Origin of the sequence: Methylobacterium sp. PvR107, assembly GCF_017833295.1 — a bacterium.
GTDB lineage: Bacteria > Pseudomonadota > Alphaproteobacteria > Rhizobiales > Beijerinckiaceae > Methylobacterium.
In genome coordinates, this window is record NZ_JAFIBW010000001.1 from 3,281,849 (window position 1) to 3,303,643 (window position 21,795).

Below are 21,795 nucleotides of genomic sequence, written 5' to 3' on the forward strand. Positions count from 1 at the left end.
CTATGCAGGGTTCCACCCTGCACCCGCGAAAGGTCTCGACCTTTCGAAACCGGGACGTCTCAGCTGCCGCTCAGGACCGCCCGCACCAGGGCGAGGCCCGCCACCAGGCCCACGAGGCCGGCGGCGACCGAGGCCACGACGTAGAGGGCGGCCATGCCCGTCTCACCCCGCTCGTACAGGCTGATCGCGTCGAGCGAGAAGGTCGAGAAGGTGGTGAAGCCGCCCAAGATTCCGGTGGTCAGGAACAGCCGCGTCGGGTGGCCGGCCGCGCCCCGCAGGGCAAAACCCTCGGCGAGCACGCCCATCAGGAACGAGCCCAAAACGTTGATGATCAGCGTGGCCAGGGGAAAGCCGAGGCCCGGCAGCAGCCGCGCCACCGCGACGTTGACCCCGTGGCGGGCCCCGCCGCCGAGCCCGGCCCCGAGGATGACGATGAGGGTGTTGATCATGTCTGCCCTTCCTGTTCGGTCGGGCGGCCGCGTCGTGTCGCGGCTTCGGCGCATGGCCCCACCGCGGACGGCGGAGGGCACGCCCGTTCGGTAGGAGCCATCAGCCCGGCAGGGCGGCCAGGAGTGGCGACCGCCAGGCGGTTGTCGGGGAGCTCCATCCCCATCGCCGACAGGCTTAGCGCAGGATGCGCGGCAGGGAAATCGGGTTTTCCGAACGCCCGCGCGCCGCGAGACGATGTTCACCGAGCGCCTGTCCCTCCCCCTTGTGGGGAGGGATGGGGGTGGTTCGGGATCGCGCGTTCCGGTGCCGCTTGCGCCACCCCCGCCTCCAACGCCTCCCCACAAGGGGGCGGGGAGCGGGGTCCGGAGGGAGGCCCGCGCCGGCTCAGCGGGCGAAGGCGAAGTGGCTGCGCTGCTCGATCTGGGCGGCGTAGAAATCCTCGATCACCTCGCGGACCACCTCGGCCAGCTCGTCGCCCCGGTGCTCGTCGAGCTGGATGTCGCTGCCGACCGTCCGGCCGATCGCGCAGCTCGCGGCCCCCGGTACGAGGCGCTCGTTGTAGCGCTGGTTCAGGCCCGAGACCGAGATGTAGTTGCTGCCGCCGAGTTCGGGCCCGTACTTGATCTTGATCTTCTGCTCAGACTCGGTGCCGCGCAGCTGCGCGCAGAGGCTGATGAAGTTGTCCTGATCGATCTTGGCCTCGAGCCCGGTGATGCTGCCGTGGACGTTGTCCTCCTCGTTGAGGACCTCGGCCATCAGGTGCAGCACCCCGACCACCGGTTCCAGCGCCCGCGCGCCGTCCTCCAGGAGCTTCTTGCGGAAGTCGTTGCTGCGGGCATCGGCCTCCTGCAGCCGCGCGCGGAACCTGTCCTTGACCTCGTTCACGCGTGCCATCGCGCGCCTCCCTGGTGGTTCAAGCCGATGCTTTGATGCTCGGACATTGAGAACCTACGGAGGCCCGACAGATGATGCAAGATCGTGCAAAATATTGATGCCTGATTATAACTTGAGCCGTTGCACAGGAATAATACTTGCTCACGAACTGTGCAACGGTGTCCGTCCGGGCGGCCGGGCTTACTTGAGGAGCTGCAGCAGGCTCCGTCCGGCCGGGGTCTTGAGTTCCTTGGCGTCGAGCGTGCCGTCGTTGTCGGGATCGGCAGCCTTGAAGCGCTGCTCGACCAAGGCGAGGTATTCCTTGCGGTCGAGGGTGCCGTCGGAATCGGGATCGGCGGCCTTCAGGTCCTTCTTGCTGAGCCGGCCCTTCAGTTCCTTGGCGTCGACGGTGCCGTCCTTGTCGGTCTCGGCGGCGTCGAAGACCTTGCCGGCGGCGGCCTGCGCCTCGGCCAGATCGATCGTGCCGTCATGGTCGGTGTCGACCGCTTTCAGCGTGCGCTCGGTGCCGGCGGACCGGGCCAGGGCCGAGGCCGGCAGGGCGGCCGGGACGGCCAGGCCGAGGGCGAGGGTCGCGGCCAGCGCGCGGGCATGTGTGGTCAGGATCGCGGGCATGCGCGAAATCTCCAGTGGCAATCAGCGTCGGCAGCCCAAGCCGTCATGCGGTGTGCCGTTCCCGGAGGCGCGTTCACAAGCTGACGATCATCAACGGCGGGCAGGGCGGGGCCGCGCTCCGGCAACATCCCGGCGCCCGGGCTCCGCTGCGCCCCCGGGATGACGGAGCGACCGTTCCCGCCTCGGAAAGCGGAAGGCGGTTCCCCTTTCGCTGCCGATCCCCGCTCCCGTGATCAGCGCGCGGGGCCGTCCAGCGGCGCCAGCCGCTCCGGCCCGGGCGGCCCGGCGACTCGTTCCGGGCGCGACAGCGCGCGGGCCAGGGCCGGCAGGTCCGGGACGGGAGCGCCCGAAGCTCCGAAGACCGATCGGTCGAGCGCCGCCAGGGCTGCCGCCACGTCCGGCCGCCCCCGCCAGATCCCGGCGAGGTCCGGGGCGTCCCGCATCGCCGCGTCCAGCGCGGCGCGGAACCCGGCCGGATCGCCCGACCGGGCCGCCGCGCGCAGGGCCCGGCGGGCGGGAGCGGACAGGCGCAAGGCCGGCCGGCCGAGACCGAAGCCGATCAGCGCCAGGCCCAGCCCGAAGGCGGCGAGCGCCGCGGCGGCGGTCACGAGCGGCGAGGGGATCGCGGGCGGCGCCCGGTCGGCCTCACGATCGGGCAGGCCGCCGCCGATCTGCCGGGCCGGGATCTCGGTCTCGCGCATCGTCCGGGTGGCGGTGTCGAACCACGGGATCGCGATGGCGTCGAGGGGGATGATCTCCGGCACGCCGGGCTTCACGTCCCACTGGTAGGTGGCCCGCGCCACCGGTCCGGAGGGGGTCAGCAGGGTCTCGCGGGTGACGGGGCCCGCGAAGGTGATGATGCCGCGGGTGCGCATCACCGGCCGCGGCGGCAGGCCTTCCGCCACCATGCCCTGCGCCTCCAGGGTGACGATCCGGCGGGCGGTCTCGCCGACCTTGATGGTCTCGGGGTCGGGGCTCCAGGAATCCGTGATCGCAACGTCCTTGGCGGGCAGCCACCAGGGCTCCTTGGCGTCGGGACCGCCGGTGGGCTCGGTCCATGGCGCCACCGGGAACGGGATCGGCTTCGAGCGCACCTCGACCAGCCGCCGCTCGCCGACATCGTTGACCGTCAGCTTGTGGATGAACGGCTCGATGGTGAATTGCCCGGCATGGTGCGGGAACACCGCGACGGTGCGGTCGAACGCGATGGCGCTCTGGCCGTCGGGGAGCTTGGTCCGGCTCCAGTGGTCGCGGCCGAGCTGGGTCCACGAGAAGTTGGCGAGCGAGGGCTGCACCACCTCCTCCAGCAGGATCGGCTGCTTGTAGACCCCGTGGATCTTCAACAGCACCATCTCGCGGGAGAAGGGCGCGCTGTTGCCGTTCAGCTCCGCGGTGACCGTGAGGGTGAGGTCGCCGGGCTCGATCTCGGCCTGGGCGGGGAGGGGGTTGAGGGCGAGGACCAGGGCGAGGTGCCAGACGGGCGTCCCCCGCCCCCCTCGGCGGGGGAGGGTACCCTGCGGAGCAGGGGGGGAGGGGGGCAGCGCGACCGTGCAGGTCTCAGCGCCGGTCGTGACCTCTCCGGAAGCGTCGCTCCCCTCGCCCGACCGCCTTCGGGGGTCCCCCTCCCCCGCAGAGGGGGGAGGGGGGCGGCGCATCTCGGAAACCCCAAAACAACTCACCACGGGTTGCTCCCGGCGGGAATCGCGGTGCCGGCCTCGACCCGGCGGGTCTGCTCGGCGCGCAGGCGCAGCTTGAGATAGCGGCCGGGATCGTCCGGCAGGGTCTGGAGCCAGAGCCGATCCGGGCGAATCTCGTGTGCCTCGAAGCTCTTGGTCACCCGGCGGACCTCGCGCTCGGGCGCCTCGGCCACCATGGCGGCGCCGCCGCCGGTGCGGCCGCGGCCGGCCGCGTCGCCGGCCGAGCCGCGGGCCTGGCCCTTGCCGGCGTCGATCGATTGCTGCTCGGCCTTGCCGCGGCGGGCGACCTTGCTGTTGCCCGGCAGCGACGCGCTGGCGTTGGATTCCTTGTTGCCGGCCAGGCCCTCGCCGCTGGAAGCGGCGTTGATGTCGTTGTTCTGGTCCTGGTTGGCGGTGTTGTTGTAGCGGGCACCGTACTGGGCGGTGCCGTTGGCGATGCCGCCGCCGGGGCCGCGGTCGATCACCTCGGCCTGCATCCGGGCGATCAGCGAGCGGTTGGCCTGGGCGTCGGCGTCGCGGGGGTTGAAGCGCAGGGCCTCGTCGTAGGCCGCGAGGGCGCCGGCGAGGTCGCCCGATTTCGCCAGCGCGTTGCCGAGATTGTAGCTCGCCCGGCGGCCGCCGGTGCGGAACAGCGCGATCGCCGCGTCGTAGCGCCCGGCTTCATAGAGCGCGGCGGCGCGCCAAGCCGGATCGTCGAGCACCTGCGCGGCGAGGCCCGGCAGGCCCAGGCCCATCAGCAGCCGCCCGAAGCCGGTGCGCGGCTGCGAGACGGCGAGCAGCGCCAGGAGGCCGAGGCTGGCGAGCGCGAGCCCGGCGAGCCGGGCGCGGCGCCGCCAGCGCGGCGGCAGGCCGGCCCGGAGCGGGGCGGCGAAGCCGGGATTGGGAAGGGTCAGCCGCATCGCGCGCTCCTCATCAGGCGCTTCTGCGGAACAGGATCAGGGCCGGCACGGCCGCGAGCAGCAGCAGCCAGCGCCCGAGATCCGCGTAGGCCAGCACGCCGTAGCCGCCGGCCGCGAGGTGCTGACTGAGCCCGGCCCCGACCGCGTCGAGCACCGGGCCGGGGCTCGCGATGTCGGCGATCGTGCCGCCGCCGGATCGCGCGAGGGCGTCCAGCGCCGTCCGGTCGGGCTTCGGCGCACCGGGCGGGAGCGGCTTGTCGGCGGGGACGAACAGGGCATGGAGGCGCCAGCCGTGCTCCGCGATGGCGCGCGCCTCGCGGGTCGCGGCCTCGCCGATGCCGTCGCCGTCGCTGATCAGCACCACGTCGGCCGCGACCACGCTGGCCTCCGCGAGCGTACGGCGGGCGAGCGCCAGGCCGCGCTCCGGATGGGAGCCGCGGTCCGGCACCGTGTCGGCGTCCAGGGCGAACAGGGTGGTGCCGAGGCTGTCGCGGTCGGTGGTGGGCGAGGCGGCGAGGTAGGCGTCGCCGGCATAGACGACGAGCGACACGGCCCGGGTGCCGGCGGCCTCGGCCACCGCGGCTGCGGCCTGCCGGACGCCCTGGAGGTTGCCGCCCTCGGCGACCGAGCGGGACAGGTCGACGACGAGCACGGTCTCGTCGAGGTTGCGGAAGGTGCGCCCGTCGGCGCGTTCCACCGCGGGGCCGGTGAGCGCGAGGGCGATCAGCCCGGCCGCGAGCGCGGCGGCGCGGTTCGCCTGCCGCCGCCCGCCGAGCACCGCGCCGGTCCGGGCGAGATGGGCCATCAGCGCTGGATCGACCGCCCGGGCCCAGTCGCCGAGCGGCGCCGAGCGCCACGCGGCGCGCAACGCCAGCAGGGCGACGACCGGGATCGCCAGGAACCACCAGGGGCGCAGCAGCGCGAAGGCGTCGAGGAGGCTCATCGGGCCGGTCCGCAGAGCGCGCGCGCCGTGCGCCCTCCCCCCCCTGCGGGAGAGGGGGGAGGGCGAAGCGTCGTGGGCCAGCAGCATGTCGCGACCCGCTCGGTCGGCGTAAATCCGTCCCGCATCACGCCCCCCTCCGGCTGGCGAGCAGCGCCGCGACGGCCAGCAGCGCCAGGGCAGCCGGCCAGGGCCAGAGGTCCCGGCGCAGCGGCAGGGGCGGCGCCAGGGCGCGGCCGCCCTCCAGCCGGTCGATGGAATCCGCGACCCGGACGAGGTCGTCCGTGGTGCGGACCCGGAACGCCTCGCCGCCGCTAGCCTGAGCCATGTCGCGCAGGGTCTCGGTGTCGACCACGTCCTGCTCGCCGTCGGCATCGGCCATGTCGCGGGGCCCCAGCGCGATCGTGTAGACCTTGATGCCCAGCTCCCGGGCGAGTTCTGCCACGTCCTTGGGGGCGGTCTGCCCGGCATTGTTGGCGCCGTCCGAGAGCAGGATCACGGCCTTCGCGGCCTTCTCGCCGGGCTTGCTCCCGGATGCGGCCTCGCCCCCGGCATCCCGGGGATCGAGCCGCCGCAGGGCGAGCCCGAGGCCGTCGCCGATGCCGGTGGAGCGGCCGCTGATGCCGATCGTGGCCTCGTCCAGCGCCCGGGCGACCGCCGCGGTGTCGAAGCTCGGGGCGGCGGCCACGTAGGCCTGGTCGGCGAAGATCACGAGGCCGATCCGGTCGCCGGCCCGGCGCCGGATGAAGTCGGTGCCCACGCGCTTGACCGCGGTGAGCCGGTTCACGGTCTCGCCGTCGAGGGCGAAGTCGCGCCGCTCCATGGAGCCCGACAGGTCCATGGCGATCATGATCTCGCGGCCCGAGGCTGGGAGCGCGGCGGCCGGCAGGACGAGGCGCGGACCACTCAGCGCCGCCACCAGGGCGATCCACAGCGTCCAGGTCAGCAGGGCCCGCCGCCGCCCGCGAGCGGCCAGATCGGCGCCGGTGCGCCCGTCGCCGACCAGCGTGCCGGGCACGCGGAGCGCCCCGCTGCCGCCCTCCGGCTCGGGTGGGATCAGGCGGGCGGCCAGCAGCGGCAGGGGCAGGGCCAGCAGCGCCCAGGGCGCGGCGAGGTCGAAGGCCGACAGGAGAGCGCTGAGCCAGGCGGGCAGGAGGGCGGTCATGCGGCGATCATGCCCGCAGCCGTCCGATCAGGCGGCCGAGCTCGGCGTCGAGGGCATCGAGGTCGGGATCCTGCCGCCGGTACAGGCCGTCGGCGAGCACCCGTCCGGCACCCCGCGTGAAGAAGTCGGTCCTGAACAGCCCGTCGAGGCGGGCGGCCCAGTCCGCGCCCGTGGCGCCGGCCTCGGCATCGCCGCCGAGGGTCCGGCCGAGGCGACGCAGCAGGCGCGCCTGGGCGACGAGGCGCGCCTCCGGGTCGAGGCCGCGGCTGCGGGCGAGTTCGGCCAAAGCCGCCCGGCGGAGGCTGGCCCCTGCGCGGCCGCGCCCGTAGCGCACCAGCCCGACCAGCAGGGCGGCGAGGAAGCCGAGGGCGGCCGCCGCGATGATCTCGCCCTGCACGGCGCCCGCGGCGCCGCCGGGCAGGTGCAGGCCGCGGAGCTGGTCGAGGGTCAGCGGCGTCTCGGCGGGCGTGACGGGATTCATCGGGAGGGACCGCCGGTTCCGGCCTCACAGCACCGCATCGAGGCGCTCCATCAGCGGCGCGTAGGCCTCCGGCCCGGTCTCGACGTCGAGGCGCACGCCCGCGATGCCCCGGCGGGCATAGTCGGCGAGCCGGGCCTCGGCGGAGTCCCCCGATGCGCCGGCCGTCGGCAGCGCCGTGCCGCGGCGGCCATCGGCGAGGGCGAAGGGGTAATAGCCCGGCGGCCGGGTCCGCTCGAAGGCGTCGCTGACCAGGATCAGCCGGATCGCGATCCGCTCGGCGAGCAGCGTCAGCAATTCGTCGAAGCCCGGGCCGGGATCGTCGAGGGCGCTGGCGATGACGAGGTGGCCGCCGGCGGGCAGCAGGCTGCGGGCGAGGCCGAGCGTCGCCTCGAGAGGCGGCTCCGCGCCGGATTCGGCCCCGAGGGCGTCGGCATGGGCCTGGGCCAGCGCCCCGGTGACCGCGATCATGGCGCGCTCGCCGCCCGCCGGCCGCAGCACGGTCGGCGCGCCCGCCGAGGCCACCGCGAGGCCGACCCGGCCGCCATCGGCCGCGACCCGCCAGCCGAGCAGCGCCAGGGCCTCGGCGGCCGCGACCGAACGGAGCGCCCGGCGGGTGCCGAACAGCATGGAGGATCGGAAATCGGCGAGCAGCACCACGGCGCGGTCGCGCTCGTCGTGGTGGGTGCGGACGTGCAGCTGCCCGGTGCGGGCGGTGGCGTTGCGGTCGATGAAGCGGCGGTCGTCGCCCTCGGACCAGAGCCGGACATCCTCCGGCTCGGAGCCGCGCCCGCGGCGCCGTGTGACGATGCCGCCGGGCAGGCCCGCCAGCGTCCGGGTCGCGGGCGCGGAGCCGCGCCGGGCGAGGTGGCGCAGGCCCATCAGCGCCTCGCCGGAGAGGTGGATGCCGCCGCTGATCCCTCCCCCCTCTGCGGGGGAGGGTACCCCGCGGAGCAGGGGGGAAGAGGCGAGCGCCGTTTCAGGCACGGTCGCGCCTGATGGAAAGGCCGCAGCCTCATTCGGCACCGTCGCGCCCCGCTCCCGACCCCCGCTCACGCGGGGGCCACCCGCTCCCGTGGCGGGGGGAGGGGATCGGCGGCGCGCGAAGCCGAACACCGTCAGAGCGCCCGTACCCGCTGCACCAGCTCGCCGACGAGCCCCCGCGCGGTCCTGCCCTCGGCGGCCGCCCGCCAGGTCAGGCCGATGCGGTGGGAGAGGGCGTCGCGGGCGAGCTCGGTGACATCCTCCGGGATGACGTGGTCCCGGCCGCGCAGCCAGGCCCGGGCCTTGCCGGCCATCATCAGCGCCAGGGTGCCGCGCGGCGAGGCCGGGTGCTCGATCATCGCCCGCAGGTCCGGGGCGGCCGCGTCGGTGCGGGTCGCCGCCACCAGCCGGACGAGGTAGTCCTTGAGCGCCGGCGACACGTAGGTGGCGAGCGCGGCCTCCCGGGCGGCGCGCACGTCGGCCAGCGACAACCGCATGGTCATGGCATCGACATGGTGGGTGATCTCGCCCTCGACCAGGTCGAGGATCGCCCGCTCGGTGGCCTCGTCGGGCATGTCGACCACGACGTGGAGGAGGAAGCGGTCGAGCTGCGCCTCCGGCAGCGGGAAGGTGCCGGCATGCTCGATCGGGTTCTGGGTCGCCACGACCATGAACGGGTCGGACAGCCGATGGGTGGTCCCTGAGACCGTCACCTGCCCCTCGGCCATGGATTCGAGCAGCGCCGACTGCACCTTCGGGGGGGCGCGGTTGACCTCGTCGACCAGCACGAGGGCGTGGAACAGCGGCCCCGGCAGGAACTCGAACGTGCCGCTGTCCTGCCGCCAGACGGTGGTGCCGGTCAGATCGGCCGGCATCAGGTCCGGCGTGCACTGGATGCGCGCGAAGGAGCCGTCGAGCCCGTCGGCGAGCCGCTTGACCGCGCGGGTCTTGGCCAGCCCCGGCGCGCCCTCGATCAGCAGGTGGCCGCCGGTCAGGAGCCCGATCAGCAGGCGCTCGACGAGGCCGGCGCTGCCGATCAGGCCGCGCTCCAGCCCCTCGCGCAACGCCATGACGCGGCCGTGCAGATCCGCATCCGGGAGGCTCTCGGGCCGGCGTTCGGCAAGGGCCCCGCTCAGCATCCCACTCATGCGGCGAACGATCCGACGCGGATCGAATCCGCTGCCGCGGCCGTTTCCCGGGCCATCGTGTGGGCCGTGTGCTGCATCCTGCACGTCTCCTCGGCCGGGTCCCGAATTCTTAAGGGATCCTCAGGCTCTTGCCGGTGTGCCCGCTGCCCGGTGCGGCCGTCAATCCCGCTTCGGACACGCTGTCCGGTCCGGGCCGGGCCATGGTGTCACGGTTCCGTCACCTCCCCGCTCCCATGAGACCGCGGATGACCAGCTACGCCGCCCTCCCCGAAGAACTGAAATCCGGCATCGGCCTGCTCGTGGCCTTCGTGCTCGGCACGATCATCGGGGCCGAGCGGCAGTACCGGCAGCGCACGGCCGGCCTGCGCACGGCCGTGCTGGTGGCGGTGGGCGCGAGCGCCTTCGTGGATCTCGGCATGCGGCTGACCGGCCCGGACGGGGGGGTCCGCACGGTGGCCTACGTGATCTCCGGCATCGGCTTCCTCGGCGCCGGCGTGATCATGAAGGAGGGCATGAACGTCCGCGGCCTCAACACGGCCGCCACGCTGTGGTGCTCGGCCGCCGTCGGCGCGTTCTGCGGCGCCGACCTGCCGCTGGAGGCCGTGTTCGTGATGGTGACGGTGCTGGCCTGCAACACGGCGCTGCGGCCGCTGGTGAACGCCATCAACCGCGCGCCGATCCGCGAATCCGCCACCGAGGCGACCTACGAGGTCCAGGTCACCACGGCACCCGGCGAGGCCGGGCCGGCCCAGGACCTGCTGGTCGAGCGCCTGGAGGCGGCCCATTACCCGGTCAGCAGCGTCGCGGTCGAGGAGCGCGGCGAGCGCGCGGTCGACGTGGTGGCGACCCTCACGGCCAGCGCCGTGAAGGCGGAGGAGCTCGACGCCGTCACCGCCGAGCTCGCCCGCGCCCCGGGCATCCGCCACGCCACATGGTCGATCCAGACCGCCGACTGACGTTTCCAGGGTCGAAGCCCGATCGGCCCGGTATCTGCGCGCATATCACCTCAAGCGTCGTCCACGCGGCGCGACGACCGTCCAATGTCGGTCAAGGTCACGCACCTCCGAGGACGGTGAGCACGGGACCTGGCCACGCGCCTCCATACCGTCGCGGTCGCGCCGCTCCCGACTTCGGACGTCCGGGTTCTGAAACGCGCGCCTGTTGAACGCTCGCGCGGGGCTTCAATCCTCGCGGGCCGCCCCCGGAGACCTTGAGGCGCACGCTTTTCGCGTCCCGCTCGGACGTCACGACCCGTCGGATGGGCGCCTGTCGCGTTCGGCAGACCGCCCTGCGACCCCGAACGGGCAGTGGTGTTCCGGCGCAAGAAGGCGCATAGCCCCACGATCCCGCCGCGCAAATCCGTGCCCTGGGCGACGAAACGGAGCCGAGATGGCACGCGAATTCACGACCGGCAAAGCGCAGGCCGTCACCCCCGAGGATTTCAACGAGCGGGTGAAGCGACTCCTGGCCAACAAGCCTGAGCTTCTCAGGCCTGAACCGAAGACCAGAAACTTCAAGACCAACCGGCAACCGCCGAAGGCCTGAGGTCGCGTCCCGGGCGGCGTCTGCCCGGATCGCGGGCGTCGATCGGTCGCGCTCTGATCCCCTCCGAGGCCCGCGCCTTCGAGGAGCGCCGGTGACGCGATGCTCGCGGCCGGCGCCCTGAGCATCACCGCGCGCAGGACGTTCCGCACCCCAACGTGCCGCAACCCGACAGTGAGAGCAGGCCGATCACGATCGAAACAGGCGACCGCGCCGGCGGACGAGCAGCGCCACCGCGATCGGCCCCGCCCTCGGTTTCGGATCGATCCTGCGGTTCGTGCACGCTGTGTTGCCGGGTTCTGGAGATCCCGGTCCTCGACAAGCCCGCGGGAATCCTGTGCCGCCACAACACCGGAACGGGATGCGGGATCTACCCCGAGCGCCCGGAGATCTGTGCCCGATGGCATTGCCTCTGGCGCCGGATCGAAGCGCTGCCGGCCGCGCTGAGGCCCGATCGCTCGGGCGTGATCTTCTCGTTGGAGAGCCGAGCACCGGTCGCAGGGGCTCCCGACGCGGCCTGCATCGTGGGCCGTGCCGTGGACGGAGCGCAGGCCTTCGATCGATGGGAGGTGATCGAGGCGTTCGCCATGTTCGTTCGCGAGGGATCGCTGCAGGTTTGGAAGGCGTCCGACGGCGAGGCCACCCTGCTGAACCCCGGCCCGGAGATCCCGGCCCGCTGACGGCGCTGGTGAGCGGGGTCGAGGGGGACGTCAACGTCACCGGCGCGCTGATACGCGACGCGGCGCGCGGCGCGGATGTCAGATCCGTTCGGACGAAGCGGGATGACGCACACGCGCCATCCCGACAACGAAAGCCTCAGGCGCTCTTCAGGTTGGCAGCGCTCTCCTTGCCGCTACGCCGGTCAGCCTCGACATCGTAGTCGACCTTCTGACCCTCGATCAGATTGCGCATCCCAGCGCGCTCGACAGCAGAGATATGGACGAACACGTCCTTGCCGCCGTCGTCGGGCTGGATGAATCCGTAGCCCTTGGTCTCGTTGAACCACTTCACAGTACCGGTAGCCATAGCGGTAACCCTGGTCGCCAGCACGCCAACGCGGCGTGCCGTGAAGTTCGAACCCCCTGGGTCGTCTGCCCGTTCCATGCATGGCCCAGATCAGATGACGCCGAAGGGATGATTGCAGGAACCTTGACAGCGCGACCGGCCTTCGTTCCGGCTGCCGCATCATCCGAGCTATCTTTGCGGCGCACCGAGGCGCAGGATGTCGGCCTCGGCGGTTTCCGTGCCGCGCGCGCGCCGCCGGGGCTCGTGTTCTCGACTGCAGCGAACAGGCACGCGAATGGCAGACGTCGTGAGCTTTCCAGCCGGCCGCCGTTCGTCCTGCGCACTCACACCCTACCGGGCCTACCGGTTCGCGCCGGATGGCAGCGTCAGCGCGACCATACCGATCGAGGCCGCCACCGACGCGGAAGCTGCGGAATGCGCCTTTCATCTGAGCGACGGAGACCGCGTCGAACTCTGGTCCCGTGCCCGCTTCGTCGCCCATGTGGGACCGCTCGACGGTCCGATCGCGGCCTCGATCGCGTTGCTCGAGGAGGAGCCAACCCCCGATCCCTGAGCGCGGCCTTCCGCCGGCGAGGCCGACCGGACAACAGGATCGCGGCGACTGAGAAGTCGCGCGGCCGCCGGTTGGCCGGATCTCGCCCATCGGGATGGCGGCGTCCGGCGCGTGCCTGACCCGGGACGCGCGCCCGTCAACGGCGGGCCGTCGATATCCCGTCTCGGACGCCATCGCGCAGACAGGCCCGCATCGGCGCGCCGGCGGGACGCAAGCGGCGCTTCCGGTCAGCCTCGGCCGCTCGATGGCCGGGCCAGTCTTCACGCTTCTCCCCACGTGACGGTGACGTCCGCTTCAACGCACCGGGCGTTCCGAAGCGGACCGGCGGACATCCACGCGACCCGGACCTTCCCCGGTCAAGCCGGCTGCGTTCGAACCCTGGAACGCGGCCCGATCGGGGCCTGCCCAAGCCGGGGCCTGCCGGGTCACGAAACCTCCTGGCCCGATCGGACCTTATCCGGCCGATGTCCGGAGACCGACCATGACCCAGTCCCAGAAGAGCGCGCTGATCGTCGGGGCCTCCCGCGGCCTCGGGCTCGGCCTCGTCGAGACCTTCCTGGCGCGCGGCTGGCGCGTCACCGCAACCCAGCGCACGCCGTCCGCCCAGCTCGGCCGCCTGAGCGCGGAGGCGCTGCGCATCGAGACCGCCGACATCGACGACGATGCGGGCGTCGCCGCCCTCCACGACCGCCTGGCGGGCCAGTGCTTCGACCTGATCTTCGTGGTGGCCGGCGTCGCCACGCAGGCGCACGATCCGCTCCACGCGGTGCCCCGGGCGGTGGCCGCGCAGGTCTTCCTCACCAACGCGGTCAGCCCGATCCGCTTCGCCGAGGCGTTCCTCGACCGCCTTGCCCCCGGCGGCAGCCTCGCGCTGATGAGCTCGGTCCTCGGCAGCGTCGGCCTCAACGACAGCGGCGGCTGGGAGACCTACCGGGCCAGCAAGGCGGCGCTGAACACCCTGGCGCGCAGCTTCGAGATCCGCCACCGGGCCGAGAACCTGTCGGTGCTGATCCTGCACCCGGGCTGGGTGCGCACCGAGATGGGCGGGGCGGAGGCCGACATCGACGTGGAGACCAGCGTCACGGGGCTCGCCGACGTGATCGCGGACCGGCTCGGCCGGCCGGGCGCCCATTACCTCGACTACACGGGCAAGACACTGCCGTGGTGACACGGCTGTGGTGACGCGGCCCCGGGCCGGGTCGCTCAGCGGCGCGGGTCGAGAGGCCGGACCCGGCGCTCGATCACCACGGTCGGGCGGGTGCGCCGCTCGACGACGACGGTGCGGGGCGCCCGGCTCGGGCTCGCATGGGTCAGGATCCGCTCAGAAACGCGCTCGGGCTTGGCCCTCTTGGCCGCCAGGACGTGCGGGCGGACCTCGTCGGCGGGCAGGCCGATCAGGCCCGCGGCGATCTCGACCTGCTGCTCGACATCGTCGGCGAGGTCCTGCGCGGCGGCGACCGCCTCGTTCACGGTCGGCGGCTCGCGGCGAACCCGGATCGGGGGCAGGTCGGCGAAGCTCTTCTGCGTCTTCTTCACGGGGCGACTCGCGGTCTTCATCCGGAAGACATAGCGCTTTCCAGCCGGGTTGTGCAGTGCATCAAAAACCGTTGACCGCCGTGCCGGACACATGCCTGGGGGGCGCCTGCTGCAGGAATGGGCAGGGCGGGAGCGGCCGGCTCAAGCACACGAACAATCCTTCGGCAGAATCCTTCCGGCCTCGCACAGGATGCGGCATAGGAGCGCAGCACACTTCGTGCGACGTCCGTCGCCACCGTCTCACCGGCGAGGCCGTCATTAAGGCCGCCCGTGCTAGCATCGCCCGATGACCGCGATTCTCGATCCCCGGCTCACCCCGGCGCGTGCCGACCTCGCCGATCTGCGCCTGCGCGGCCGGGTCGCCGCGGCGCGCTACGTGGCGGCCGCGCCGCGCCGGGTGACGGCGCCGGCGGCGCCGCTGCGGCGGGCGCCATCCCAAGCGGCCGGGCTCGACACCGAGGCGCTCCTCGGCGACGCCGTCGACCTCTACGACGAGGCGGACGGCTTCGCCTTCGTGCAGCTCGTGCGCGACGGCTATGTCGGCTACTTGCCGGCCGCGAGCCTGGGCCCGGCCGCGCCGGAGCCGACCCACCGGGTCACGGCCCTGCGCACCTTCCTGTATCCCGAGCCGGACCTGAAGCGGCCGGTCCGCGCCCATATAAGCCTCGGGGCGCGCCTCGTGGTGACCGGGGAGACGGACGGATATCTGGAGACCCCCGGCGGCTTCGTCTTCGCCCGCCATTGCGCGCCGGTGACGGCTCGCGAGCCGGACTACGCGGCCACGGCCGCCCGGCTTCTCGGGACGCCGTATCTGTGGGGCGGGCGCACCAGCCTCGGGCTCGATTGCTCGGGCCTCGTGCAGCTCTGCCTCGACGCGGCGGGGCTACCCTGCCCGCGCGATGCCGACCTGCAGGAGCGGGACCTCGGCCAGGCGCTGCCCCGCGATGGCGCGGCCCTGCGCCGGGGCGACTTCGTGTTCTGGCGCGGCCATGTCGGGCTGATGCTCGATGCCGAGACGCTGATCCACGCCAACGGCCACCACATGGCGGTGGCGGCCGAGCCGCTGGCCGAGGCCAGGGCCCGGATCCAGGCCAACAGTTTCGGTGCCGTGACCGGCTTCCGGCGCCTTTGACCCGGCCGGGGTCCAATTCGCGCGGCAATCGTGCTACAGAGGCGCCCCGCGGCCGTCTTCCTGCCCGGTTCCTGCCCTGTTCATGGGCCAGGAATGTTGACAGGACAGCCCCGCCCTCGCCACATCCCCAGCATGACCGCCGATATCGCGATTTCTGAGCCCGTTCCGGGCACCGCCGCCGGCAAGCCGCCGCTGGAGATCCTGCTCTGCGCCCCGCGCGGCTTCTGTGCCGGCGTGGTGCGGGCCATCGACGTGGTGGAGCGGGCGCTCGCCATCTACGGGCCGCCCGTCTACGTCCGCCACGAGATCGTGCACAACAAGTACGTGGTCGAGAGCCTGAAGCGGAAGGGCGCCGTGTTCGTCCGCGAGCTCGACGAGGTGCCGGACGGCGCCGCCCCGGTGATCTTCTCGGCCCACGGCGTTGCCAAGACCGTGCCGGCGAATGCTGATTCGCGCGGGCTGACCACGATCGACGCCACCTGCCCGCTGGTCACCAAGGTCCACCGCGAGGCCGAGATCCACCACAAGCGCGGCCGCCACGTGCTGCTGGTCGGCCATTCCGGCCATCCGGAGGTGGTGGGCACGATGGGCCAGCTGCCCAAGGGCTCGATCACCCTGGTGGAAGATCTCGAGCAGATCGCGGCCCTGACCCCGGCCAATCCCGACAACCTCGCCTGGGTCACCCAGACGACCCTGTCGGTGGACGACACAAGGCACATCGTCGAGGCGCTGAAGAAGAAGTTCCCGAACATCACCGGGCCCCACAAGGACGACATCTGCTACGCCACCACCAACCGCCAGGAGGCGGTGAAGCAGGTGGCGCCGCTGGTCGACGCCCTGATCGTCGTGGGCTCGTCGAACTCGTCGAACTCGCAGCGCCTGCGCGAGGTCGCCGAGCGCGTCGGCTGCCCGATCACCCGCTTGGTGCTCCGCGCCGAGGAAATCGACTGGCCGGCCTTCGAGGGCATCCGCAAGCTCGGCCTCACCGCCGGCGCCTCGGCCCCCGAGGTGCTGGTCGAGGAGATCATCGACGCCTTCGCGGCCCGCTACGACGTGATCGTCGACACCGTCTCGACGGTGATCGAGGACATGGTCTTCCCGCTGCCGCGGGAGCTGCGCAGCGAGGCCGCCGAGTAGGCGGCCTGGACACAGGCGTGGCAGGCTTTATGCGGGGGCGCTTCGGCGCCCCTCGTCGTATCGAAGTTCCAAAAATTCAGAGCGCGAACACGTGGCCGTCTACACCGAGGTATCCGACGCTGCGCTCGCCGACTTCCTGTCGGCCTACGCGATCGGCGGCCTGCTCTCCTACAAGGGCATCGCCGAGGGCGTCGAGAACTCGAACTTCTTCCTGCACACCACCGGCGGCTCCTACATCCTGACCCTTTACGAGAAGCGGGTCCGGGAACAGGACCTGCCGTTCTTCATCGGCCTGATGGAGCATCTCTCGGCCCGCGGCCTCGCCTGCCCGCAGCCGGTGCGGGACCGGGCCGGTCAGGCCCTTGGGCAGCTCTGCGGCCGGCCCGCCGCCATCGTGAGCTTCCTGGAGGGCGTCTCGGTCAAGGCACCGGGCGCGGAGCATTGCCGAGAGCTCGGCCGGGCGCTGGCCGCGCTCCACGAAGCCGGCCGGGACTTCGCCATGGTGCGGGACAACAGCCTCTCGGTCTCGTCCTGGCGGCCGCTGTTCGCGCAGGCCGAGGCCCAGGCCGATTCGGTCGAGCCCGGCCTCGCGGCGCGCACCCGGGCCGACCTCGCCGTTCTCGAGGCGCAGTGGCCGCTGGACCTGCCGGGCGGCGTGATCCATGCCGACCTGTTCACCGACAACGTGTTCTTCATCGGCGACGCGCTGTCGGGCCTGATCGACTTCTACTTCGCCTGCACGGATGCGTTCGCCTACGACCTCGCGGTCTGCCTCAACGCGTGGTGCTTCGACCCCGACGGCACCTTCCACCGCGACAGGGCGGCGGCCCTGATCGCCGGCTACGAGGCGGTGCGGCCGCTCGAGCCCGCCGAGGTCGCGTCCCTGCCGATCCTGTGCCGGGGCGCGGCCTTGCGCTTCATGCTGACCCGCCTGGTCGACTGGCTGAACGTGCCGCCGGGCGCCCTGGTGAAGCCCAAGGACCCGCGGGAATTCGATCGTCGGCTCACCTTCCACCGGCAGGCGCGGGACGCCCGGGATTACGGGCGGCCGGGCTGAGACCGAATGAGCCCCGCGGGGGCCGAGCCCTTCCAGCCGAACTGGCGAACCGCTGGACAACCGGGTTGATGAAGCCGTTCAAGCGGCGGCGAGCACGGATCCATCTGCCGCGACCGGTTTGAAGGAGGCCACCCCGTCATTCCGGGGCCGCGCAGCGGAGCCCGGAATGACGGGGTTCGCGACTGCGATGCTTTCCTACAGAGACGACGACCAGGCGATCTGCGCGCACGGGCGATGAAAACTGCACTGTGCGCAGTCCTTCGTCCGCCGGGAAGGGAGCGCGGGAAGGGAGCGGCGCGGAGCCGATTGCTCCCGTTCTCGACCGAACGAATCGGCCGCTCAATCCGTCTCCCCGTCCAACCCCAGCCAGTGCCGCCCGTCCCGGGCCAGGAGGTCGTCGGCCTCCTTCGGGCCGGGGCTTCCGGCCGGATAGAACGCGACATCCGCCTGCGGCCAGCCCTTGAGCAGCGGCTCCACCGCCGCCCAGCCGGCCTCGATGTTATCGGCGCGCTGGAACAGCGTCGCGTCGCCGGTCATGCAATCGTAGAGCAGCGTCTCGTAACCGACATTCGGCCGGTCGGCGAAGAAGTCCTTGTAGCGGAAGCCGGAGCGTACCCGGCCGATCTTCATCTGCGGCCCCGGCACCTTGACGTTGAACTCGGTGCTGACCCCGTGGTCGGGATCGATCAGGATCCGCATCACGGTCGGCCCGAGGTCGGCGGTCGGCGTGTCCTCGAACATCTTGAACGGGGCCGGCTTGAACAGGATCGCGATCTCGGTGCGCCGCCCGGTCATGCGCTTGCCGGTGCGGATGTAGAACGGCACGCCGGCCCAGCGCCAGTTCTCAATGTTGAGCTTCAACGCGATGTAGGTCTCGGTGACCGAATCCTTGGCGACGTGCGGCTCGTCCCGGTAGGCCGGAACGTCGCGTCCCTCCGAGGTGCCGGCCGTGTACTGGCCGCGCACCGCATCCTCCGGTGGGATCGGCCGCACCGCCTCGGCGAGCTTCGCCTTCTCGGTGCGCACGGCCTCGGCGTCGAAGGAGTTCGGCGGCTCCATGCCGACCATGCAGAGCAGCTGGAACATGTGGTTCGGCACCATGTCGCGCAGCGCCCCGGTCGGCTCGTAGAAGCCACCGCGCTCCTCGACGCCGACCGTCTCGGCGGCGGTGATCTGGATGCTGTCGATGTATTCCCGCCGCCAGACCGGCTCCAGCAGCCCGTTGGCGAACCGGAACGCCATGATCGACTGCACCGTCTCCTTTCCGAGGAAATGGTCGATCCGGAAGAACTGGCTCTCGTCGCCCTGTTTGAGGATCCGGGCATTGAGGGCCCGGGCCGAGTCGAGATCGGAGCCGAACGGCTTCTCGATGACCACGCGGCGGAAGCTGTCGCCCTCTTGGCGGAGCAGCCCGGCCTGCCCGAGCCCGTCCACGATCGTCCCGAAGAAGCGGGCCGCCACCGCGCAGTAGAACACCGCGTTGCCGGTGACCCGCTGCTTCACGGCGGCGTAGGTCTCGGGCTTCTCGAAATCACCCTTGAGGTAGTGCAGGCGCTCGCGGATGAAGCCCCAGCTCGTCGGGTCGATATGGTCGGCGTGAAACTCGGAGGTCGGGTCCTTGCTGAACGCCTCCAGCGTCTGGGTGAGGTTTTCGCGGAGGGATTCGTCGGTGCCGTCGTTGTGGTCGATGCCGAGGATCGAGAAGCCCTCGGCCAGGAGCCCGGCGCCCGCGAGGTTGTAGAGCGAGGGCATCAGCAGGCGCTTGGTCAGGTCGCCGCCGGCCCCGAAGATCACCAGCGTGCAGGGCGGCGCCGGCTCGGTGCCGCAGGCTGCCGTGTCCTTGAGGGCTGTCGTCGGCTCGGCCATCCCTGACTCCCGTGTGGCTGCGGTGCAGCAAACCGGCCTGACAACCCGCCGCGGCGAGGGCCGTTCCGGTGCCCGTTGGGCTATGCTGCGCCGAGTCTAGGATCAAGGAACCCCGCATGCATACCCATTCCCTCGAACCCTGGGCTCACAGCCACGTCTTCCTGGGCAACCGGCACGAGCGGCACGCGCGCCGGACCTGGGCGGTGGTCGGGCTGACCGCCGCCACCATGGTCGCCGAGATCATCGGCGGCACGTGGTTCGGCTCGATGGCGCTGGTCGCCGACGGCTGGCACATGTCGACCCATGCGGCCGCGCTCGGCATCGCCGCCCTCGCCTATCATTTCGCCCGACGGCACGCGGAGGATCCCCGCTTCAGCTTCGGCACAGGCAAGTTCGGGGATCTGGCGGCCTTCGCCAGCGCGATCATCCTCGGGCTCATCGCGCTGCTGATCGGCGCCGAGAGCCTCGACCGTCTGCTGCACCCGGTGGCGATCGGCTTCGGGCCGGCGATCCCGATCGCCATCCTGGGGCTCGCCGTGAACGTCGCCAGCGTCTGGCTGCTCCACGACGATCACGACGACGACGAGGGTCACGGAGACCACGCCCACGGGGGACACGCCCACGGGGGACACGCTCACGGGGGACATGGCGGACACGGCGGGCACGACACCAACTTCCGGGCCGCCTACATCCATGTGCTCGCCGACGCGCTCACCTCGGTCCTGGCCATCGCGGCCCTGCTCGGCGGGCGCTATCTCGGCCTCGCCTGGCTCGATCCGGCCATGGGGCTGGTCGGCACGGCGGTGATCCTGGCATGGTCGTGGAGCCTGCTCCGCACGGCCGGCCTCGTGCTTCTCGATGCCCGGCCCTCGCCCGCCGCCACCCGGGAGATCCGGGAGCGGCTGGAGATTGACGGCGACCGGATCAGCGACCTGCATCTCTGGCAGGTCGGGCCGGGCCACCGCGCCGCCGTGATCGCCCTCGTCAGCGACGATCCCCGGCCGCCGGCCCACTACAAGGCCCGGCTCGCCGGGGTGAGGGGACTGAGCCACGTCACCGTGGAGGTCCAGCCCTGCCCGGGGCATGCGGCATTGGCCTGAGAACCGTCCGCGCCGTCCCGGTCTGCCCTACTCGTCCGGGCGGACCGCCTGACCGCCCCGGTCGATCGGCAGGCTCGGGCCCTTCAGCTCGGAATCGCTCGGCAAGGCGCGCACGTCCCAGCCGCCGCCGAGCGCCCGGATCAGCGTCACCGCCGCGGTGAAGCGGCTCAGCCGCACCTGAAGGGCGTTGACCTCGTTGGTCACCAGCAGGTTCTGCGCGGTCACAACGGTGGTGAAGTTCTGGGTGCCGGCCCGGTACTCGTTGAGGGTGATCTCCACGGCCTTGCGCGACAGGTCCACGGCGGTGTCCTGCGCCCCCTGCTGCTGGCCGAGGATGCGCAACGCCGCCATCTGGTTCTCGACCTCCGCGAAGGCGGCCAACACCACCTGCCGGTAATTGGCCACCGCGGCGTCGTAGCCGGCCTCGGCCGAGCGCAAGGCCGCCGTGCGGGCGCCGCCGTCGAACAGCACCTCGCTGCCGGAGGCCGCCACCGACCAGACCTGATTGGCCGCCGAGAGCAGGCCGTTGCGGGTCGCCCCCGAGATGCCGCCCTGGGCCGAGATCGTCACGGTCGGGAAGAAGGCCGCCACCGCCACGCCGATACGCTCGCTCTGCGCCTGGACGAGCCGCTCGGCCTGGGCCACGTCCGGCCGGCGCTCCAGGAGATCGCCCGGGATCCCGACCGGTACCCCGGGGGGATTGCGCCCGATGCCGGCCACCGGGATCGACACCTCGGAGGGGGGCCGCCCGATCAGGGTGGCGATGGCGTTGACGTATTGCACCCGGGTCAGCCGCACCGCGATGGCCTGGGCCTGGATGGTCTGGACCTGGGTCTGGGCGGTGATCACGTCGGAGCGGGCCGCCACGCCGGCGGCGTACTGGTTCTCGGTGATCGCCAGGGTCTTCTTGAAGTTCTCGACATTCTCGTCGAGCACCTTCTGCAGGGCATCCGCGTAGCGCACCGTCAGGTAATCGGCCGCGATCTCGGCCTGGATGGACAGGCGGGTCAGCGCGATCGTGGCGGCGTCGGATTGCGCCAGCGCCGCCTCGCTCTCGATGTTGCGGCGGGTGCCGCCGAACAGGTCGAGTTCCCAGCTCGCCTGGCCGATCAGCGCCACGTTGGTCCGCGTCGTGGTGCCGCTGCCGGTCCGGGTGATGCTCGGCGCGCCGATCACCGTCGGATACAGGGCGGCCTGCGCGGAGGCGACCAGCGCCCGGGCCTGCCGGTAATTCGCCACCGCCTGCCGGAGCGACTGGTTGTCGACATCGACCAGCCGGATCAGCCGGTCGAGCGTCGGATCCCGGAACACCCGCCACCAGTCGCCGCGCTCGACCGCATCGCTCGGACGGGCCTCGCGCCAGCCCTTCTTGCGCGCCGCGACATAGGCCGGGCTGTCCTCCCGGACACCGCCCTGCTTGTAGGCGAACGGCGTCTCCACGGAGGGCCGGGCATAATCGGGCCCGACCACGCAGCCGGCGAGGAGCGGGGCAGCGAGGAGGAGGGATGCGAAGGTGCGCGACGCTTTCCAACCTCCCTCTGCGGGGGAGGCTACCCTGCGCGGCAGGGGGGGAGAGGGG

23 protein-coding genes and 1 riboswitch are annotated in these 21,795 nt (G+C 72.1%); of the genes, 9 read left to right on the top strand and 14 right to left on the bottom strand.

The window, feature by feature from the left end; translation table 11 throughout:
• Positions 1 to 59: 59 nt before the first annotated feature.
• The 10 genes from crcB to JOE48_RS15570 form a co-directional block, all read right to left on the bottom strand.
• Positions 60 to 449 (bottom strand): fluoride efflux transporter CrcB, encoded by a 390-nt coding sequence (crcB, locus tag JOE48_RS15525; protein ID WP_210031177.1) that lies wholly within the window; start codon positions 447 to 449, stop codon positions 60 to 62.
• An 84-nt stretch (positions 450 to 533) separates the two neighbouring features.
• Positions 534 to 620: riboswitch (Fluoride riboswitch) on the bottom strand.
• Between the two features lie 214 nt (positions 621 to 834).
• Complete coding sequence (locus tag JOE48_RS15530) at positions 835 to 1,344, bottom strand: hypothetical protein (RefSeq protein ID WP_192710462.1); 510 nt, start codon at positions 1,342 to 1,344, stop codon at positions 835 to 837.
• A 180-nt stretch (positions 1,345 to 1,524) separates the two neighbouring features.
• On the bottom strand, positions 1,525 to 1,956 hold the full coding sequence (locus JOE48_RS15535; protein ID WP_210031178.1) for an EF-hand domain-containing protein: 432 nt from the start codon (positions 1,954 to 1,956) through the stop codon (positions 1,525 to 1,527).
• A 233-nt stretch (positions 1,957 to 2,189) separates the two neighbouring features.
• On the bottom strand, positions 2,190 to 3,611 hold the full coding sequence (locus JOE48_RS15540; RefSeq protein WP_245252841.1) for a hypothetical protein: 1,422 nt from the start codon (positions 3,609 to 3,611) through the stop codon (positions 2,190 to 2,192).
• Positions 3,612 to 3,631: 20 nt separating this feature from the next.
• On the bottom strand, positions 3,632 to 4,552 hold the full coding sequence (locus tag JOE48_RS15545; RefSeq protein WP_210031182.1) for a tetratricopeptide repeat protein: 921 nt from the start codon (positions 4,550 to 4,552) through the stop codon (positions 3,632 to 3,634).
• A 13-nt stretch (positions 4,553 to 4,565) separates the two neighbouring features.
• The gene (locus tag JOE48_RS15550) at positions 4,566 to 5,495 is read right to left on the bottom strand and encodes a vWA domain-containing protein (RefSeq protein ID WP_210031184.1); all 930 of its coding nucleotides are present in this window, start codon (positions 5,493 to 5,495) and stop codon (positions 4,566 to 4,568) included.
• A gap of 124 nt (positions 5,496 to 5,619) precedes the next feature.
• Positions 5,620 to 6,657 carry a VWA domain-containing protein gene (locus JOE48_RS15555; RefSeq protein ID WP_210031187.1) on the bottom strand — a complete coding sequence of 346 codons (1,038 nt, stop codon included), beginning with the start codon at positions 6,655 to 6,657 and terminating at the stop codon, positions 5,620 to 5,622.
• A 7-nt stretch (positions 6,658 to 6,664) separates the two neighbouring features.
• The gene (locus tag JOE48_RS15560) at positions 6,665 to 7,138 is read right to left on the bottom strand and encodes a DUF4381 family protein (RefSeq protein WP_210031190.1); all 474 of its coding nucleotides are present in this window, start codon (positions 7,136 to 7,138) and stop codon (positions 6,665 to 6,667) included.
• 24 nt (positions 7,139 to 7,162) lie between these two features.
• Complete coding sequence (locus tag JOE48_RS15565; RefSeq protein ID WP_210035811.1) at positions 7,163 to 8,017, bottom strand: DUF58 domain-containing protein; 855 nt, start codon at positions 8,015 to 8,017, stop codon at positions 7,163 to 7,165.
• Positions 8,018 to 8,253: 236 nt separating this feature from the next.
• Positions 8,254 to 9,258: a MoxR family ATPase gene (locus JOE48_RS15570; RefSeq protein ID WP_210035812.1), complete on the bottom strand. Its 1,005-nt coding sequence runs from the start codon at positions 9,256 to 9,258 to the stop codon at positions 8,254 to 8,256.
• A 254-nt stretch (positions 9,259 to 9,512) separates the two neighbouring features.
• Here JOE48_RS15570 and JOE48_RS15575 point away from each other — a divergent pair, with 254 nt between their 5' ends.
• The 3 genes from JOE48_RS15575 (at position 9,513) to JOE48_RS30350 (ending at position 11,489) form a co-directional block, all read left to right on the top strand.
• Positions 9,513 to 10,223 (top strand): MgtC/SapB family protein, encoded by a 711-nt coding sequence (locus JOE48_RS15575; protein ID WP_210031192.1) that lies wholly within the window; start codon positions 9,513 to 9,515, stop codon positions 10,221 to 10,223.
• A 433-nt stretch (positions 10,224 to 10,656) separates the two neighbouring features.
• Positions 10,657 to 10,812 (top strand): hypothetical protein, encoded by a 156-nt coding sequence (locus tag JOE48_RS15580; protein ID WP_210031193.1) that lies wholly within the window; start codon positions 10,657 to 10,659, stop codon positions 10,810 to 10,812.
• A gap of 461 nt (positions 10,813 to 11,273) precedes the next feature.
• Positions 11,274 to 11,489, top strand: coding sequence for a hypothetical protein (locus tag JOE48_RS30350; protein ID WP_245252842.1), 216 nt, complete (start codon positions 11,274 to 11,276; stop codon positions 11,487 to 11,489).
• Positions 11,490 to 11,625: 136 nt separating this feature from the next.
• Here JOE48_RS30350 and JOE48_RS15590 read toward each other — a convergent pair whose 3' ends face one another.
• Positions 11,626 to 11,835: a cold-shock protein gene (locus JOE48_RS15590; RefSeq protein WP_210031194.1), complete on the bottom strand. Its 210-nt coding sequence runs from the start codon at positions 11,833 to 11,835 to the stop codon at positions 11,626 to 11,628.
• Positions 11,836 to 12,109: 274 nt separating this feature from the next.
• On the opposite strand from JOE48_RS15590, the gene JOE48_RS15595 reads away from it, so the two are divergent.
• Together JOE48_RS15595 and JOE48_RS15600 are read left to right on the top strand one after the other, a co-directional pair.
• Entirely contained in the window at positions 12,110 to 12,388 is a 279-nt protein-coding gene (locus JOE48_RS15595; RefSeq protein ID WP_210031195.1) for a hypothetical protein, read from the top strand.
• Positions 12,389 to 12,869: 481 nt separating this feature from the next.
• Entirely contained in the window at positions 12,870 to 13,556 is a 687-nt protein-coding gene (locus JOE48_RS15600; RefSeq protein WP_210031196.1) for an SDR family oxidoreductase, read from the top strand.
• Between the two features lie 35 nt (positions 13,557 to 13,591).
• Here JOE48_RS15600 and JOE48_RS15605 read toward each other — a convergent pair whose 3' ends face one another.
• Positions 13,592 to 13,924 (bottom strand): hypothetical protein, encoded by a 333-nt coding sequence (locus JOE48_RS15605; RefSeq protein ID WP_312893237.1) that lies wholly within the window; start codon positions 13,922 to 13,924, stop codon positions 13,592 to 13,594.
• Positions 13,925 to 14,210: 286 nt separating this feature from the next.
• Between JOE48_RS15605 and JOE48_RS15610 the strand changes: the two genes are divergently transcribed.
• From JOE48_RS15610 to JOE48_RS15620, 3 genes are all read left to right on the top strand, one after another.
• Positions 14,211 to 15,056 carry a C40 family peptidase gene (locus tag JOE48_RS15610; RefSeq protein ID WP_210031200.1) on the top strand — a complete coding sequence of 282 codons (846 nt, stop codon included), beginning with the start codon at positions 14,211 to 14,213 and terminating at the stop codon, positions 15,054 to 15,056.
• A 132-nt stretch (positions 15,057 to 15,188) separates the two neighbouring features.
• Entirely contained in the window at positions 15,189 to 16,193 is a 1,005-nt protein-coding gene (gene ispH, locus JOE48_RS15615) for a 4-hydroxy-3-methylbut-2-enyl diphosphate reductase (RefSeq protein WP_210031202.1), read from the top strand.
• A gap of 91 nt (positions 16,194 to 16,284) precedes the next feature.
• Entirely contained in the window at positions 16,285 to 17,250 is a 966-nt protein-coding gene (locus JOE48_RS15620) for a homoserine kinase (protein WP_210031204.1), read from the top strand.
• 339 nt (positions 17,251 to 17,589) lie between these two features.
• Here the strand turns inward: JOE48_RS15620 and zwf are convergent, their stop codons facing one another.
• Entirely contained in the window at positions 17,590 to 19,116 is a 1,527-nt protein-coding gene (gene zwf, locus JOE48_RS15625) for a glucose-6-phosphate dehydrogenase (RefSeq protein WP_210031205.1), read from the bottom strand.
• 116 nt (positions 19,117 to 19,232) lie between these two features.
• Between zwf and dmeF the strand changes: the two genes are divergently transcribed.
• On the top strand, positions 19,233 to 20,216 hold the full coding sequence (dmeF, locus tag JOE48_RS15630; protein WP_210031207.1) for a CDF family Co(II)/Ni(II) efflux transporter DmeF: 984 nt from the start codon (positions 19,233 to 19,235) through the stop codon (positions 20,214 to 20,216).
• Between the two features lie 27 nt (positions 20,217 to 20,243).
• On the opposite strand, the gene JOE48_RS15635 is transcribed toward dmeF, so the two are convergent.
• Positions 20,244 to 21,782 (bottom strand): efflux transporter outer membrane subunit, encoded by a 1,539-nt coding sequence (locus tag JOE48_RS15635; RefSeq protein ID WP_210035815.1) that lies wholly within the window; start codon positions 21,780 to 21,782, stop codon positions 20,244 to 20,246.
• Positions 21,783 to 21,795: the final 13 nt, after the last annotated feature.